The organism is Streptomyces sp. NPDC001941 (genome assembly GCF_040296945.1).
Lineage (GTDB): Bacteria > Actinomycetota > Actinomycetes > Streptomycetales > Streptomycetaceae > Streptomyces.
On record NZ_JBEOYE010000025.1, the window covers coordinates 53,871 to 72,675 of the forward strand.

Below are 18,805 nucleotides of genomic sequence, written 5' to 3' on the forward strand. Positions count from 1 at the left end.
TGCCAGGGAGCGCACGAGGGTGCGCCGGGAGAAGTTCGCGGCGGCGCAGGCGGAGCTTCGTCATCTGCTGAGTGAGAAGGAGTACGAGGCCGCTCGCCGCACGACGCTGAACGCGCACTACACGGATGCCGCGTTCGTGAGGGTGATCTGGCAGGCGTTGCAGGTTCTGGGGTTCTCCGGCGGCCGAGTGCTGGAGCCGGGCTCGGGTGTGGGCACGTTCATTGGAATGGCGCCCGAGGGCGCAGAGGTGACCGGGGTTGAGCTCGACCCGGTCACGGCTGCGATCTGCCATGCCTTGTATCCGCAGGCCCGCATCGTGAACGAAGGCTTCGAGGCGTCGCGGGTGCGGCCGGGAGAGTACGACGCGGCGATCGGGAATGTTCCGTTCCACTCGGCCCGGATGCAGGACCCCCGATTCAATCCGGGGAACTTTGCGATGCACGACCACTTCATCATCAAGGCCCTGGAGGCCGTGCGGGTCGGGGGAGTGGCCGCGTTCATCACCTCCACCGGCACGCTCGACAAGAGAAGCAAGGCGGCCCGGGCTGAGATGGCCGAGCTCGCCGACCTGGTGTGCGCTATCAGGCTGCCCAACGGTGCCCATGCTGCGGCCGCCGGCACCGATGTCGCTACCGACTTGCTCGTGTTCCGCCGTAGGGCTCCCTCGCACAAGAAGCAGGGCGCCAGCTTCGCCAAGACCGAAGTGCTCACGGCCGACGACCGCGTGCAGATGGACATCAACGAGTACTACCAGGCGCATCCGCGCAACGTGCTGGGCACGTTGGTGCCCGGACGGGCCCGTGGGGACAGGCACCGGGCGGAGGTCCGCGCCGTCAGCTCGGATACCGCGGCCCGGCTGGAGCGGGAGCTGCAGCGCGAGATCGAAGCAGCTGTGGAAGCCGGTCTGGGGATGAGCGAGAACCCGGTCCGGCGTGAGGAGGAGGTGCGGGGCCCGGATGCGCGGGAGTTGTTCGGTCAGCATGCGGAGCGTTTTGACGGGCGCATTGTGGAGCTGGCCGACGGCAGCTTCTGGTCGGCTCGCCTGGAGGACAGCGAGCCTCACCCTTGTGCGAGGACTCAGCGCGGCGAGCTGAAGGCTCTGCTGCTGATCCGGGACGCGGTCTCTGAGCTCCTGGACGCCGAGACCTCGCCGGATGCCGATGAGGCCTGGCTCGGCTTTCTGCGTTCGAACCTCAACGTGCAATACGACGCCTACGTCGCGAAGTTCGGCCCGGTGTCCCGGTTCACCCGTCAGGAACGCGCGCGCAAGCTGACCTGGGACGACGTGCCCGAGGACCTGTCGGAGCAGCTCCAGGACGCTGTGCTGGAGGTGAAGGGCCGGCTCGGTTCCAAGCAGCAGGCGGCCATCGACAACCTGGGCGACGGCGTACTGACCGAGGCAGACTTGCAGGTCCTGCTCGCCTGGGATGCGGGCAAAGCGCCCAGCGGCCTGCGCCAGGTGCTGGCTGACCTGCAGGCGCTGCGCGATGAGATGCGGGATGCCGGACAGCTCAAGGTCTGGGCACGGGTGCCGCCGCCGCAGGGCGGGTTCGCCGACGATCCGCATGCCCCCCTGGTGTACGCGCTGGAGGACTACGACGAGGAGACAGGCACCGCCCGCAAGGCCGAGATCTTCACCCAGCGGGTCGTCGCGCCCCGCACGCTGCCCGAGCGGGCGCAGAGCGCTGAAGAGGCCGCCGCGATCAGCCTCGACCTGCACGGGCAGATCCGGCTCGATGTCGTCGCCCGCCTGCTCGACCTCGACGGGGAGCAGGCGGCACGACGGGCCCTGATCGGGCTGGTCTTCGAGGAACCGCACACGGGGCGACTGGTGCCGGCCGCCGAGTACCTGTCGGGCAACGTGCGCATGAAGCTCGCCCAGGCCCAGGACGCGGCCGGAGTCGACCGACGCTTCCTCGCCAACGTCTCCGCCCTCAACGAGGTCCAGCCCGAGGACATCGCGCCGGCCGACATCCGGGTCAAGCTCGGTGCTCCCTGGGTGGACGACAGCTACGTGCAGGAGTTTCTGCGCGGGCTCCTGCGCGACGAGTCGATCAAGGTCGAGCGCGCGGCTGGGTCGACGTGGACGGTTGAGTGCCGCAGCGAGAACGACGTCATGATGACGAAGGTCTGGGGCACCGAGGCGATGAACGCCATCCAGATCGTGCGCGCGCTGCTCAATCAGCGGCCCATCCGCGTCGACGCGCATTTCCCAGAACACGCCAGCGCCGCCGAGAAGGCCGTGATCAGGGCCGAGGCGATGACGGCGACGATGGTCGCCAACAAGTACGCGGAGAAGATCAACGGAGAGTTCCGTACCTGGCTGTGGAAGGACGAGGAGCGCGCTGAGCACCTCGCCGCCCTGTACAACACGCGGTTCAACAGCCTCGTCCTGCGCAACTACGACGACGCGCCGAAGCTGTCGTTTCCCGGGCTGTCGACGGAGTTCACGCCCCGCCCGCACCAGCAGGCCGCGGTCTCCCGGATCCTGAACGAGCCCTCTGCGCTGCTCGCCCACGAGGTCGGGGCCGGCAAGACGCTTGAGATGTCGATGGGCGCCATGGAACTGCGCCGCCTCGGCCTGGCCCGCAAACCGGCGATCATCGTTCCGAACCACATGGCCGAGCAGTGGACCAGGGAGTTCCTGCAGGCATATCCCAGTGCGAAGGTGCTGACCGCCTCCACCAAGGACCTCTCCACCCGGCGTAAACGCAAGCGGTTCGCGGCCAAGGCCGCCACCGGCGACTGGGACGCGATCATCATGACCTACGGGGTCATGAAAGCGATCCCGCTGTCCGCGGCCGAGCACGAGAACTACATCTCCAAGCAGCTCTTCGAGTTCGAGCGCGACCTGCTTGCACGGCGCGCCCGGCTCATCGCCGAAGGCAAGGACCCCGAGAACGACGACACCGTCAAGGCCGTCGAGACCAAGAAACTCATCCGTGAACAGGCCCTGCGCACCCGGATGCACTCCATCCGCGAGGGCGGCCTGTCGTGGGAGCAGCTCGGCATCGACTACCTGTTCGTCGACGAAGTCCACAACTTCAAGAACCTCTACAACCCCTCCAACAACGCGGGTCTGTCCATCGCGGGGTCGATCCGGGCGACCGACCTGCACATGAAGCTGGAGTACATGCGCGGCAAGTACGGGGCCCGCGTGATCTCCGGGGCGTCCGCGACGCCGGTGGTCAACTCCCTCGCCGAGGCGTACGTGTGGATGAAGCTCCTGCGTCCCGACATCCTCGAAGCCGAAGGCCTGGAGAACTTCGACGACTGGGTCGCCAACCACGCCGAGATCGACACGAAGATCGAGATCGCGCCCGAGGGGGGCCTGCAGACCAAGTCCCGCTTCGCGCGGTTCACCAACATGCCCGAACTGCTCACCGCCTGGTGGGTGGCAGCCGACGTCAAGACCGCCCAAGACCTCGGCCTGCCGGTCCCCGACGTCTACGGGGGCGGCCCGCAGATCATCGCCTGCCCGCCCACCAGCGTCAACGCCGAGATAGCTGATGAGGCCCGCCGCCGGGCCCGCGACATCCGCTCAGCCTCGGTGGATCCCAGCGAAGACAACATGCTCAAGCTGGGGTCCTGGATGCGGCAGGCCGCGCTCGACCCCCGGCTGGTCGGCTACGCCCTCGAAGAGGGCGAGCAGACGAAGATCTCAATCGCCGCCGACAAGATCGCCAAGCTGTACTTCCAGCACAAGGACGACGTCTACCAGGGCCCCAAGGACGCGGCGCCCGACGAGCTCCCCGGCTCGCTGCAGCTGGTCTTCGCCGACCTCGGCACGCCCTCCAAGGAAGCCCTCAAGAAGGGCAAGTGGACCGTCTACGACGGGCTGTTCATGGAGCTCACCGCCCGCGGCGTGCCAGCCGACGGCATCCGCTTCATGCAGGAAGCCCAGAGTGACCGCGAGAAGGCGGCCCTCTTCCGCGATGCCCGCAACGGCAAGATATCCGTGCTCATCGGCTCCACCGAGACGATGGGCACCGGAACCAACGTCCAGCGCCGTGCGATCGCCGTCCACCACCTCGACTGCCCCTGGCGCCCCGTCGACCTGCACCAGCGCACCGGCCGCGTCGTGCGCCAGAAGAACCTCAACTACGACCTTGGCCGAGAGGTTCACGTCTACAACTACGTCACCGAAAACTCTTTCGACGCCTATGTGTGGCAGCTCGTCCTGGGCAAGGCGACGTTCATCCAGCAGCTGATGAACGGCAAGCTCACCGACCGCACCATCGAGGACATCGCGATGGACCTCGCCGAGTACATGGTCGAGGCCGTCTCCATGGGCGCCGGGGACCCGCGGCTGCAGGAAGTGGGGCGCCTGCAAAACGAGATCCTCGGCCTGGAGGCGGAGAAGCACGCCCACAACGCCGCCCAGTTCGGGCTGCGCCACACCGTCGACACCGAAACCCTGCGCGCCGAGCAGCTCGAAGCCAACATCGCCCTGCTCACCACGGTGATCGGCAACGACGACGTGCCCGGCACCCGCCGCTCCACCCGCGACAGCGCCTTCACCATGACCGTCGACGGGCGCACCTATACCAAGCGCAAAGAAGCCGCCGCCGCCCTGCGCTACGCACTCGTCAGCGTCCTCGATCAGCTGAAGGGGCAGCGTGGCGCCCCGCCGATCCAGGTCGCCGAGCTAGGCGGCGTCCCCGTCTTCGCCCAGCTGGACTGGCTTGACCTCCATCTCGGATTCGGTGCGGGCAAGCCAGTTCTGGTAGAGCCCAAGAAGCTCGCCGACGGGCCGAAGGCCGTCTCCGGCACCATCCAGTCCCTCGAACACCGCCTCGCCCATCTCGAAGACGACCTCGCCACTGCCCAGGAGGACCACGCCCACGCACTCGCCGAAATAGCCAATGCCGAGTCCTACCTCGGCACCGTCTACAACGAAGACGACAACCTGGTGGAGGCCAAGGCCAGGCTCGCTTCGTTGATGGCCGAGCTGGAAGTCGAGGCCCCGGTCCGTGGCAAGGGGCCTGTCGGCGCCGTGCCCAGCTACGCGGACGGGGCCGCTCTGGCCCGCTCCGGCGGGGGAGGGGGCGGCACAGGACGCCCGCGCTCCTCGTCGCCAGGCGGGGGCGGCGGCGCACCCTCCGAGGCCACCGGCCCGGCCGAGGAGGAGCAGGAGGCGTTCCCGCACTACACCGACCGGCTGGCCACCCTCATCGCCGAGCGGCTGATGGCGGAAGCCCTGCGCGCCGTCATCGAGACCCACGCGGCCGCCGCCAACACCACCGGGCACCGCAAGCTCACCAAGGCCCTGGCCGACCTGCACGAGGAGAGCCAGCGCCTGCGCGCCCTGCGCCTGGACGGCCGTCTGCTCCCTCCGGCGGCCATGATCGTGACACCCGAGCTGTGGCGCACGGCCATCGACAGCGCCACCGAAGCCCTCGGCAAGAACAACCCCATGGCCACCGACCTCAAACGCCTGGGCCGCCTGGCCGACCTTCACACCCAGCGCTGGAACGCCACCCTTGACTCCGCGTCCGCGGTCAACGCGTGGCTGGAGTCTCCCGAACCGCAGACCGACCAGTCCGGAGCCGAGGACGGCCGCGAGTACGTCCGCCTCGACGACCTGGGCCTGACCGCCAAGTACAGCGTCGGCGCCGATTCCCTGTCCGCGCACGCGGTACTGCGGCGCCTGATGCAGGACAGCCCTCTGCTGCACTCCGTCACCAGCCACGGCCGGCAGCTCCTCGGCCGCCGCCGTGACGGCTCACGCCTGGAGGGCACCTCCAACGACGCCCGCCTGACCGGCCTGGCCCGCCGCGCAGCAGCCTCCGCACCCGCGTCCACTAACGCCCCCGCGCATGCTGACGCCCAGGAACCCGCCGACGTGCCACCCACCCCACGAAGCAAGGAGGCACCAGCGGACACCCACCCCACACCCGCCGAGCCCACCCCCGCCGAGCCCGCGCCCGCCCCGGTCGTCGCACCAGCATCCGCGCCGCCCGCCCCGGTGCCGGTGTTCACCAACCACCGGGCATGGCGGCAGGCCTTCGCCGAGGTCGAAGCCGCCGCGAACGACCTCAGCCGCGCCGCCGCCCAGACCTGGGAGCGGGACTACATCCCCCACGGCTTCAACCGGCTGCGCCACGACCTGTTCCAGGCCACCGCCGCACTCGAGGACCAGGACGGCCACGACACAGAGACCGCACTGACCAACTCCCTCGCACAGGCCCAGCGGCTGCTGCGCTCCCTCAAGGCCGACGACCGCACCACCATGCAGGCCCCTCTGTCCACCTTCACCCGCCTCGCCCGCGCCTTCCTCACCCGCCACCGCGCCACCATGGCCCAGCACCTCGACGAGGACAACCTGGCCCGCACCATCGAAGCCCAAGCACGCGCCCGCTTGGAGGAGTTCATCACCACCTGGAGCCAGACCGACCCCGACCCCCTCCAGGACCCGCCCGCAGGAGCCGATAGCCAGCAGCGGCCCGCCCTGGCCCCAGCCGCCCCGACCGACAGCAGCGATCAGACACCGCAGAGCCCGCCCGACCAGCACCCCGCCAGCGGCGACACCGGGCCCGAGCCCTCGCCCGTGACCACCACCAGCGACAGCGCGCTCGCCATCGAAGCCCCCGAGCGCTGGAGTCTGGGCGAGGATCGCCCCGAGCCGTACGCCACGGACACCATCGGCATTACCGCCGAACGCGCCCGGCAGGAGCTGCACCTCCTGCACCAGCAGTGGAGGGACGACTACGCAGAGAACCTGCCCCCCGTACCCGACCACGAACTGGCCACCGCCCTAGCGGAGTTCACCGAGGCCGTCGAGCGCGCACAGCAGACTCCTGGCGCGGACTGGGGCCTGCAGCTCCAGGCGTACACCCGTATCCAGGCCGCTGCCGACACGCTGGCCGACCAGCTTGCCGCAGATCCCACCGAGCACCGCGCCACCCGGACCCAGGCCGTCGGCCGACTGCGCCACCTGGCGCGCAGCGCTGCGCTGCACGTCGACCGCCTGGCCCACTCGGCGCCCACCGAGCTGGACGATCGGTGGCTGCACGATGCGGCCCGCCGGTTCCCGGAGCCCTACACCGATCCCGGCGAGGTCCAGCGCGCCCTTGACGCGCTGGCCGAGGCCGCCGCACAGGCAGTCGTGCCCGAGGGGTTCGAGCGCACCCCGGCCCAGAGCGCGCTGCTGAAGGCCCGGCTGGCCGCCACGCTGCTGCCTGTTGGAGCGGGAGCGCACCTGGAGGCCCTCAACGGCCTCGCCCGCGCCATCGGAGTCATCGACGTCACCAACGCCACCGGCATCCTCCCCGAGCACCTCGGACGCATGGCGCGGACCTGGCTCACCGACCCTGACCACGCCGACACCCTCCTCACCCCCGCCCCGCGCCCCCTTCAGGTAGCCGCCCGCCCCCTGGACCCGGCCGAGCCCTACCAACCGCGCGAGGGCCACGACGAGGTTGGGGAACTGGCCGACTACTACGGTCCCCGCGGATGGGCCGCGCGCCGCATTCACAACCAGCTGCGGCCCCAGACGTCCGCCACCGAACGGCGTCTGAGCCGTCTCCTGGAGCACCTGACCGACGGCCCCCGCACCACCGACGACGGCCTCATCGACCCAGCCTGGCCCGACCTGCTCGACGAGGCCGCCCGCCTCGCACGCCTCGTCGTGCGCGAGCGCGAGGAAGAGGGCTACCGCCACCAGCGCGGCAGCGACCTGCGCGAATTCGACGCAGACGCCACCCGTCACGCCCGCCGGCTGCAGGCCACCCTCCTGGAGAGCGACGGACGCCTCGACGACGAGCTGCAGGCCCTCACCCAGCTCGCGCTGAACGACCGCGAGCTGCTCGCCAGCGCGTACGTCCCCGCCCACCCACTCACCCGGCACGTCCCGGTGCCGTTCGCACCGGCCCTGATCGACTGGCTGGGTGAGCGCGCTGAGCAGATGAGCCAAGACCTGCGGCACGCGCTGCACGCCGACATCACCCCGCGCGGCTTCACCGGCGCCTTCGCCACGTGGGCGGCCACCGTCACCCGCTCTGCCACCGGCGACCCAGGCCACGACATCCCCGGCCCCGGACGACTCCCGCTGCCGCCGCAGTGGCAGCACCACGCCGACCTCATCGACCAGCTGATCCACTCCGCAGCCCGAGACCCGCACACAAGCGGATTCACGGTCAACAACAACCCCCTCGACGACGACCTCGCCGTGTCCGTGTTCCGCGACTGGATCCTCCAGCAGGTCATGGATGAGATCGACCGAGCCGACGCCGAGGACGAAGCCGCCCTGGAACAGGCCTTCCTCGGCGCGCCCGCCGCGCTGGATGTCCTCGCCGTGCATCTCGCCGCCCAGACCGCGCAGAGCGCCCGGATCGCGATGCAGCCCGACGCCGACACCCTCTACGCTGTCCAGCGCGGCCAGGAAACCATCGTGTGCCGCGGCGCTGAACTCCCGGACAGGCTCCACACCGACGCATCCATGCGGATCGTCGCGCAGCAGGACGGCTCCTGGACCCTGTGGGCGAGCCCGGGCGGTCGCGCCGGCACCCTGCAAGCCGTCGCCGCGCAGCAGGACGCAGCCCGCTTCGTGAACATGGCAAGGGGCCGGAGCACGAGCGACGTCCGCGCCCTGCTGTCCAGCCAGCCCGACAGCTGGCCGGCCCTGCTGGACGCCGGCTTCGACAGCGACCACCTGCGGGCCCTCATCGCCTACGCCTGCCTGCCGACCCCGACACCGGATGACGCCGTACCCGCGCGGGAGGCATTCGGCGAAGAACAGGCGGACGCGCCCGCCACGATGCGCGCCGAGCAGCCGGGTCAGTGGGCCCTGGAGATCCTCCACCCGACCCCGTTCCCACCCGGCCCCGCGGCCTCCCAGGCCGCCGAGGAGCTGTTGTCCCAGCTGAGTTCGTGGCTGACCGAACACCGTGCCCTGATCGACGACGTCGCCCCGTGGAACGCCCAGGCCAGCGAAGACGCGCTCGCCGACGCCGTGGCGAGCCTGCCCGAACCAGGCGAGAGCGGCGGCCCGGACGAGCACTGGCAGGCCATGGCGAAGGCCCATCAGCACCTGCTGCTGCTCCGCCACGAACTGACCGACCGTCGTGAAGCGCGCCCGCTCGCCCAGGCGCTGAACCGACTGGCGATCCTGCTGCGCCACGCCGACCACTACCTGGACCGTGCCGCCTCGCGCGGCCGCGCCGACCTCCGCCCCTCCACCCTGCGCCGCTCGGCCGCAAAGGCGACCGCGTACAGCGGCGCGCAGGAGGCTGCGGCCGCACTGGAAACCCTGCAAGCCGCCTGGCGCGAATGGGCCGACGAGCTCGGCCCGCTGCACCAGCTCACGCCAGACGAGCAGGACTGCGTCATGACGCTGGCCGGCCTGCTCAACACCCCCCGTCCCGGTGCCACGCCAGCCGCCTGGCTCACCCTGTTCGACCAGGTCATCAGCCTCACCCGGCCGCGCGCCGAAGACGTCTCCGAGCACATGCTCGGCTGGCAGGCCCTTCACAGCGTCACCTCGGACATACGACGGCGGTGGAGTGCCACCGTCCTGGACGCACCCGAGGTGGCCGCGGCAGCAGCCCGCCAGCGCGGCATCCTGCAGCTCACCCGGCCCGACCTGGCCCCGGCCAACCCCCCGCGGAGCCAGCAGGACCTCGCCGCGCGCCATACCTACCTCCTCCAGCTCGCCCAGCGGGCCACGGACTCCCAGGTGCTCAGGCCCGACGACTCGGCCGCCGAGCGCACCCTGCGGCGGCTGCTGGACCACCTAGCCCGCGAGCACGCCGACCTCAGCGGCGGCGTCTCCACGGCCCTGCCCGCCCTGAGCCAGCACATCAGCGACCTCGCCCGGCAGGTGTGGCACGAGCAGGCCCAGGAAAACAACCTCGCCCACCACGACCTGCTCAACTCCCTGGACAGCACCGCGGCCTCGCACGCTAAGCGCACACTGAGCCTGGTCGACGAAGCCGACCCGCGCCTGCAGGAAGAACTCCACGACCTCCTCAAGGAGGCCCGGACCGACCGCCGGCTGCTCTCGAGCATCCACTACCACGCCTCCTCGACAGCCGAGGTGCCCCAGGCGCCCGCCCTGTGGGCGTGGCTGGAACAGCGCGCATCCAAGATGTCTCCCCGGCTGCGGCGCGCACTGCACAGCGACATCGGCCCCACGGGCGGCTTCGTCGGCCTGTTCGCCACCCTGTGGCACACCCTGCGCGAGAGCGCGCCCGCCGGTGAGCCCAGCCAGCTGAGCCCGCTGCCCGCAGCCGGTACCGGCATCCCGCAGATCTGGCAGCCCTGGACCACAGAGCTGGCCGACCTCGCGGACGCCGCCAGCAGCGACCTCGACGTGCGCCTGCGCCTGACGGGAACGCTCGGCGACGACGGCGACGACCTGATCAGCCGCTTCACCGAAGCTCGTCTCGGCGAACTGCAGGACAGCCTGCCGGCCGGACTCCTGGCCCTGTACTTCGATGCTGACGACGCCCCCACAACCGCGGCCGACCAGCTGCACTCCTACCTCGTCGGCGAGATCACCGCGCGCCTGGAGGCGGCCAGCGCGGCCCCGGGAACCCCCATCCCCGCATCCGCACTCGCCGCCTGGCAGGCGCCGGACCCGCACGACCTGGACGAGGCAGAGGACCCCTACCCGGACCAGGCTGCCGCCCGCAGCGCCGCCCTGGACCTGGTGGCCGCGATCGGGGACTTCACCCACACCTGGAGCGGCCGCCAGTACATCAGCGAGAAGGCGCTCCGCCAGATCGCCGACGACGCGGGCCTTGCCCTGTGGCAGGACGCGACCGCCGAGGAGATCGCCACCAGCCCCGAGGCCGCGCGATGGTGCCGCACCCTGGCCGACCTCGCCGGCACCTTCGCGATGCGCCTGGACGAGGACAGTTCCCACGACCACCGCGCCACCAACCTGGCCGCAGCCGCCTATGAACACGCCGCCCGCATGCACGCCACGGCCCGCACCCTGACCGCCACCGGCCAGAGCACCTGGCCCACCGGCACCGAAGACGACACCCAGCAGCACGCCCGCACCCTCGCCCAGGCCCTCGCCGCGCACCTGCCCGCCTCCCACCTCATGCGCGCTGCCCGCGCCGCCACCTGGGACGACACTGCCACCGCCACCCCGGCAGAGCTCTACGCCCTCGCCCGGCGCCCCGGCGCCCAGATACCCGGCTGGGACAACGGCGTCCTCACCCTCACCGACAGCGACGGCGAACCGCGCCTGTTCACCCCCGTCGGCGAGAGCGCCGAGGACACCATGCGCCTGGCCCTGCGCCGCCCCCTAGGACCCAGCCTGGAGGAACTCGACCAGAAGCTGGCGGCCACCCTCACCGAGCCGATCACCACCGCCACCGCGCTGGACGCAGCAGGCGTCGCTGTGCACACGCTGCACGAGGCCGCGGTACGGCACCTGCGCACCGTTCTCACGGACACCGAGACGATCCACGCGTTCGAGCAGGCCATGCCCTACCTCGGCGGTGCCGGTGCCTGGCACGAACAGGCACGCCAGGCAGCGGAGCTGGCCGCACACGCCGTACGCGTCCGGCACGCTGTGGAGGAAGTGATCGGGCACCGCAGCGCACAGCACCTGACGCAACCCGCCCACCACGCACTGCTCCTGCTCGAGCAGGCGGCCCAGCGCCTCGCCGCGCATCTGGTGCCCGACCCTTCCCACCACAGCGCTGAGCCCTACCCGGAGGATGAACGCCTGCAGGACCGCGAGCGCATCGGCGCGCTCGCCTACCTCCTGGACCACCTGCCCTTCGACGATGAGATGCCGGCCGGGGCAGGCCACGAACTCGCACAGGCCTTGCGCCTGAGCGAGGGGCACCGTGATGTCGGCGGACCTGCCGGTGAGATGCACCGCCACCATCAGGTTGCCGACGCCGCCAAGGCCCTCCTCAACGACAGCGGCCCCCGCCGTGGCTTCTTCGCGCTGGCCCTGCACAACCTCGCGCGCCACCACGCCGACCGGCTCGCCGGACATCTGCTCACCCTGCCCGCAGACACCCCCGCCGCGCGACCCGCTCCCGCACCACAAGCCGTGCCCGCGTTGCCCGCTCCCGTCCGGTCAGGCGCGCAGCCCTACACCGAGGCCGCCCACGCCCTCAGCACCCAGGATGACCTCCTGGAGCTGGTGAGCAGCGCGGTCCTGGAGGGCCAGCGCCCGCTCACCCACGGACCCGCGCCTATCGTGCTCGCCCACCTCCTGCGTGCCCGCGAGCGCGGCGTCGTCTACAGCGACTCCCGGACCCTGACGGCGTTCGCGGCGCAGGCCCGCGAGCAGGCGCATCTGCACCGCCTCGACCAGCTCGGTGACGGCAGCGCCCTGGACGCCGCCGCGGGAGCCGCGGACCTGCACGCCGGGAACCTGGCCGCTACCGAGCGGGACGCCGACCCCCGGCTGCACCTCGCCCTACTCGAACTGCGCAGCCGGGCCGAGCAGCATCCCGACCTGGTCGCGCACGCCGAGCCCGGCGCCGATCGTGAGGCCGCCCGGCAGGCCGCGGCAGCGTGGCTGGACAGCGACGCATGGCAGCACGACCTGCCCGCCGAGCAGCTCACCCTGCTCAGCGAACTCATCGCCCGCAGCGAGGCAGACATCACCAGCGGCGGTCCCCTCACCGGCTGGTGGAACACGCTCACGGCCACCCGGCCGGCCGCCCTCAGCGCAGCGCTGCGTACCGAGTTCCCCGGTGGAACGGTCCGCCGGTCGATCACCGCGTTGCGTGACCGGCGCATTGCGCTGATGGCACACGTCGAAGGAGTCCTCTCCCTCGACGCCGTGCGCGCACGGCTCGCCAGCCCTCTCACGGACGACCTCGGCGCCGCCGCACTGCGCCAGCCGGCCCGCTACCTCGCCCAGAGCGCCACACTCGACCATCGCGAGGCCGCCTACCGTGCGACCCTGAAACTGGCCCGGGCCGCCCGCTACATGGCAGAACGCGCCGCCCACCACGCGCTGCCGGCCTCCGACCAAGCCACCATCGCCGCCCTGGCGAGCACCGCACAGCAACTGGCGGCCGACTGGGTAGCCTCGGCCAGCGAGCCCCGGATCTTCCGCACCGGCGAGCACGCCCCAGCCTGCCCGCCCTCGGCCGCCACCGCACCCGCCAGCACTGTCACCGAGGCCGAACGGGCCATCGCCCGCATCCTCGACGCCAGCGCCCTGGAGCCCGCCGACTGGGGCGGCGGCGGATACACCCTGGCCGCACGCCTGGACGGCAGCGTCGCCATCACCATGACGATGGCCCCCCTCGAAGCTCCCAACACGCGCGACGCCCGCATCGCACACCTGTATGACCTTGGCTGGCACCCGGTCACCGTGGCAGAGAACAACCCGCGCAGCTCCCACCAAGGCGAAGCCCGCCACGTCACCGTCACCGCGCCGCGCGGCCTGGACGCCGAACGCCATCAACTGGCCACCGAGGTGCACGCCGTCCTCACCGCCCACCGGCAGCGCGGCGACACCATCCAGGTACGACCGGCCACCGAGCAGGACATCCCGGGTGCCGCGGAGTTCGCGGCCGTCATCGCGACGACCGGAACCGTCACCCTCGATCACCATCTCAAGCGCGCCGGATACGCCACCGAGCAACTCGACCGCCGCGGCGTACTGGTGCGCTGGCCCGAGGGTGCTGTACCGATCGGGCCGGACAGCCCCGCACACCACAGCCGTCCCGATCACGTGCGTCTGAACGCCGTGGCCACGGCCCTGCGACCGCTGCACACCCACCTCACCGAGCTGCTGACTGCCGTCGACGTCGCACACCCCGGCCTCACCGGTCTTGACGACCTCGCTGACGTGGCGGAGGAACTGAGTTCACTGGACGGGGACTTCCCGCTGGCCAGTAACCCCGTGGTTCTCGACCAGTCGCCGCGCCGCGACGCCGTACGACGCACCACGATCTACACCCGTCTCCAGAAGCTGAAGAGGCAGACCGGCACCAGCAGCGAGGACCTCGCCCGGGCCCTTGCAGAGGTGCACGGACAGGGCGCCGACCGCTACGTGAACGGCCTCGCCGGCACCCTGCAGCAGCTGCTGCAGGAGTACGCCACCGGCAAGGACACTCTCACCCGCATCCGGCTCGGCGACCCCTACGGGATCTGGCAGGAGCAGCCCACCTCCCGGTCGGCTGGGACCGGCACAGTGCGTACCGAGAGCGTGGCGCCTCCTGCGGCCGTCGAGCCGGACCCCGAGCCGGCACCGTCCGGGGCCCCAGTGCGCGCCGATCAGGACGCCGGGCCCCACAGCGGAAAGCCGGATCCGGACCGCCCCGTCAGGCAGGCGGCCGGTCCGCGCGAAGAGGAGGAGAAGGTGCGGCCTTATCTGAGCGCGCGGGAGTGGCGCGAACATCTCGCCGAGGTGCCGATGTCCCCTCTGCACTGGGATGCGAACAGCGACGTGGCCGAAGCCTTCCGGGCGGCCGAGCCGATCGCTCACGCCACGCTGTTCACCACCGGCCTGAACGACCTCGCCCCGCACCCGGGGGACATCCCGGCGCCGGCGGACGTCACCGTTCCCTACGCGTACGAGCTCGCCGTCGCAGCCGAGACCCTGGCCGGCTTCCTCGCCGAGCAGGACGGAGCCGGCCACGCCCAGGCACAGGCCGCGGAGTGGGCGGCCGTGATGCGGCACAGCGCCCAGCGCCTGGAGCAGACCGCAGCAGAAGGCCACTGGCAGCTCCTGTCCGCTGCCCTGCCCCAGGCAACCCCGATCGGGGCCCGGGAACGCAACACCCGCCGCACCCAACGCACCGCCCGCGCGGCTGCGTTCAGCGCCGACCCGTGGCGCCTGTACTCCCTGGCGGGAGGCGCAAGTGGCGAGCCCCTGGAGGGCAGCGCTGTCACCCGTACCGCCCGGACACTGATCGCAGCGGGGGCCCACGCCTACACCGACAGCGACGGCGCCATCGTGATCGACCTTCCCGCCCACCCCGGCGCAGTGCGCACCCACACCCTGGTCTTCGCCGCTCTGGGCGCCCAAGAAACCCTGGACCACCTGTCGACGCTGCCCCGGTACGCCGCCGGAACAGAGGGCCCCCGCTTCGAACTCATCCAGGACCTCCTGGACCACCTGCGCTCCCAGAGCCCGGAGCTCGCCGAACCCGGCGACACCGTCCTGACGCCCGAACGCGCCGCGCACCTCGCGGCGATCGCTGACTCCGGCCAGGTGGCACTTACCGGCAGCGGCCACCTGGCCGTCTACCAGTCACCAGAAGACCAGCAGTGGCGCGTGGCGCTGCCCGGGCCGATGGCCCACCTTCCGGGGACACCGGCGCTGCGCGACCAGCGCACCGCCCGGCGCTTTGCCACCCGCATCGAGGAAGTCCTCGCCGACCCGGCCGAGGAGCACACCTTCCCCTTCACCTCTGCGCTGGCCGCGCACGCCGCCCGACTGTGGCGCACCACGGCAGGCGACACGGTGGAGGAGGCCATGTACGCAACCGCCGTCGAGGACCGGTACCAGGGCGTCGACCCCGAGCGAGACCCCAACAGCCGACGGACCCGGCAGGACACCGAGCTCACCGCGGGCTACACCACGATCGCGACCACCCGGGACCTCACCCCAGGAGACCAGCTCAGCTTCCTCCACCAGATCACCGCCCGCGACCTGGCCGACGAGCTCCTGCCGGGCGCGGCGCCGCTCAGGGCAGGGGAGTGGGTGACCGTGCGCGGCACGGTCGCTGTCTCCCCCCATCTGCGTGAACGCACCGACGCTGAGGGCCAGCCGGTGGATCTGCAGCAGGTCATCAGCCTGGAGAACGCCACCTGGAGCGACGAGGTGGGCCGCGGCGGGCCGGCCGCCTGGCTGCACGGGCCCGCACCCCGCCACCATCAGCGCCGCCGCGCGCGCACGCCCCGTCTGCTGCAAGAGCAGGCCGAGACCTTCCTCAATCGTCTGCCCGACAGCCCGGCCCCGGACGGTGACGCTGACCGCCGACTGTTCAAAAGCATGCAGGCCAGCGCCCCCCTGCGGCTGGCGAAAGCAGCCTTGTCCCGGCTCGCCGCCGGCGCCAGCTACAGCGGCGACCCGACCCAGGACCTGACCCTGATCGAAGGTGCACTGCGCGACTTCGAGTTGCGTCTGAAGAGCGCTGACGGCTCATACGGCGCAACCTGCCAGCGGGCGCTGCAACTGGCGGACGAACTCGCTACCGCGGCCGGGCTCCACCCGCCGGGAGAGCGGGCCGCCCGCGGACGCGGCCGCCATGGCTGGGATCTCGTCTACCCCTGGGAACTACAGCCTGGTGACGAAGTCTGGGCGGACGGGTTCGCCCCCGCTTCCTCGCAGCACACCACCAACACCCATGGTCGTGTCATCGAGCCTGGGGCCTATCGCGGCAGCGAGGGCCTCACCGTGCACCAGAGCTACCACGGAAAGGGCCGCGACCACACCTTCGCGCACACCATGACCCAAGCGTTCCACCGGGTGACGGTGCCGCTGGGCAGGATGGTCGAGCGCGCTCCGCGTCCCCTGAAGCTGCCTGCGCAGGCAGCCCCCGCCCCTGAGCACCCGCAGTCTGTGGAGCGCGCCATGGAGACGCTCCAGGACGCGCCGATGCCGTCCGAGGCCGCCACCGCCCCCGACGACGCGCTCCGGCACGAGGCCCCGGCAGTCTCGGACGAAGAGCGTTCCGCGTTCCGCTCCATGCCCGACGCTTCCGACGCTCCGTCCCGTGCGATCCCGCCGACAGCAGGTGGCGGCGGCGCCGCAGGCGACAACCCCCCGCCCCCCGCGCCCGGTGGCAACGACGAGCCCGGCCAGCCGGCCGAACCATCCCAGGGGGGACAGCCCGAAACCGGCGTGGCCTTCACTCGCCTCAGGCAGATCAGCGCACCGCGCCGCGCCCTCAATCAGGCGATCCGCGCAGTGGCCGGCACACGCCACTTCCGCCAGCGTGCCGGGCACGCCGGGCCGGAGACGGCGCTGAGCGAGGCCCTGGAGACCTTCACCCGCGTCTCCCTGGGCGACCCCGGCGCATTCCACACGGCCGTCGAAGACGTCCACGCCGCCGTGAACGCCGTACGCCAGGACTGGGAGCACCACGGCGTGCCACAGGACGCGGTCCGAGCCCTGGGCGAACTGGTGCGGGCAGCCTCATCGTTCACCGCGTCCTGGCGCGCCACCATCGCCTCGCCCCACTGGGACTCTCTCTTCCAAGGCGCAGCCCGCCCCGATCCCGGCCCGCGCGCCGACGCCGCAGACCCGGGCACGGTGGAGGTGGATGACGCGGCCGTGCCTGGCCTCACCCTGGCCGAGCAGCAGGCCGCCCTGCGCACCGGCATCGAGCGGTTTGGCGCATTCGACTCCGAACAGACAGCGCGCGGATCAGGCCTAGCCGCGTGCGTGCGGCGGATGGATGATCCCGTTGCGTGGCGTGCCTGGCGTGACGCGCTCGTCGCCTCCGGCATTGGCATCTGGCTCGGTGGTCCTCACTGGAGTGAGGCCTTGCGCACGCTGGGACGCCTCGACCCGGACCTTGACGGCATCCTGATTACGACCCGAGGAGACCGCACCCGCCCCACCAGCCAGAGCGTGATGCGCTGGGAGGAACTGCCGGCCTGGATCGCGCTGGGTCTGAGCGACGCGGCTCGTGCCGAACTCCTGGAGGCCGACGAGGCCTACGTCAGCGAACTCGCCGCCAGCGCCCACGGCCGCATCGACCGCACCCGGCTGACCGCAGCTGAGGACCGCGTCTGGAGCACCCTGGCAGCCGCAGGAACACCGAGTACCCACAGCCTCGCCGCATCGTGGGCTCGCTACCTCGGACCAGCCCCTACCGGGGCTCCCGACTCGCTGTTCGAGATAGCGCCCACCGCTCTTGAGAACGGCACATACACGAGCCTTGGCGCGTTCCGCCAGGCTACGGCCGAGGTGATCGCTGCGGCTTGGGCGCTCATTTCCCACCCCCAGTGGCCCGCCGACGAACCCCGACTCCTCAAGCTGAGGGAAGCCAGCGCCCTGCTACGGGCTTCGAGCCCCGCCGCGATGCGCCCGCGCGAGGCCATCCGCGCGGTCCTGATGCTCGCCCAGACCACGCTTTCCCCCACCGTCCAAGGCGCCCTGCCCACCGAGCTGGCCCCGCTGCTGGAAACCCTGGCCACCAAGGCGAACCAGCACGCCGACAACGCGGCGGCCACCGTGTGGAGTGACCAGGCGTGGCGGCAGGCGTTCCCCAGCACCATGGAACTCTGGTACGAGGACCCCTTCCTGCTACCGCGCCTGGGCTACCCCGACCCGCGACAGCGCCCCGTTCTCGACGTTCCCATGGAGCCGCTCGGCGACGACGAGGCGTTCGGTAACCAGAGCTATGAGCAGCTCGTCCGCGCTGATCTGCCGGACCAGATCATCTACCGCGTCCCCGACACAGTCGGCTTTACGGTGCGCCAGGAGTACATCTGGCCCGGGCCCGCCTACACCCTGCGCGACCCCGATGACGAGGTAGTGGCCACCCTTGTCAAGGAAGGGCCGGGCTGGCACACCGTCATGGGGCAGCACCTGCCCGGCGAAGCCAGCGGCACACTTACCATCCTCCCCGCACACCCGAACGGGTCCGACAACTTCCACGGGGCGGTCCTCGACGCCCTGCGCGTGTGGGCCCACGAGGCCGGTCAGCTGCTGCCCGCTCTGGCCACCTACCCCGACGCGATGCGCGTGTCCTGGGCCTTCGCAGGACTCGAGCCCTTCCCCAACGCGCTGCACACCGCCGCACGCCACACCTGGCCCCTCACTTTCACGCAACAGCCCGCACTCAAGCAGGTCCTGGAAGCTCTGGAGCAGATCCAGGCTTCCGACAGGCTCCAGCTCGACGGCCCCCAAATCCGC

At 71.3% G+C, this 18,805-nt stretch carries 1 protein-coding gene (running past one end of the window); it reads left to right on the forward strand.

The features are described from left to right. Positions 1–19 precede the first annotated feature (19 nt). Positions 20–18,805, forward strand: the 5' portion of a protein-coding gene (locus tag ABT160_RS18915) for a helicase-like domain-containing protein (RefSeq protein WP_351648802.1). It continues 9,789 nt past the right edge of the window; the window shows 18,786 of its 28,575 coding nt (coding positions 1–18,786); it begins with the start codon at positions 20–22; the stop codon falls past the right edge of the window.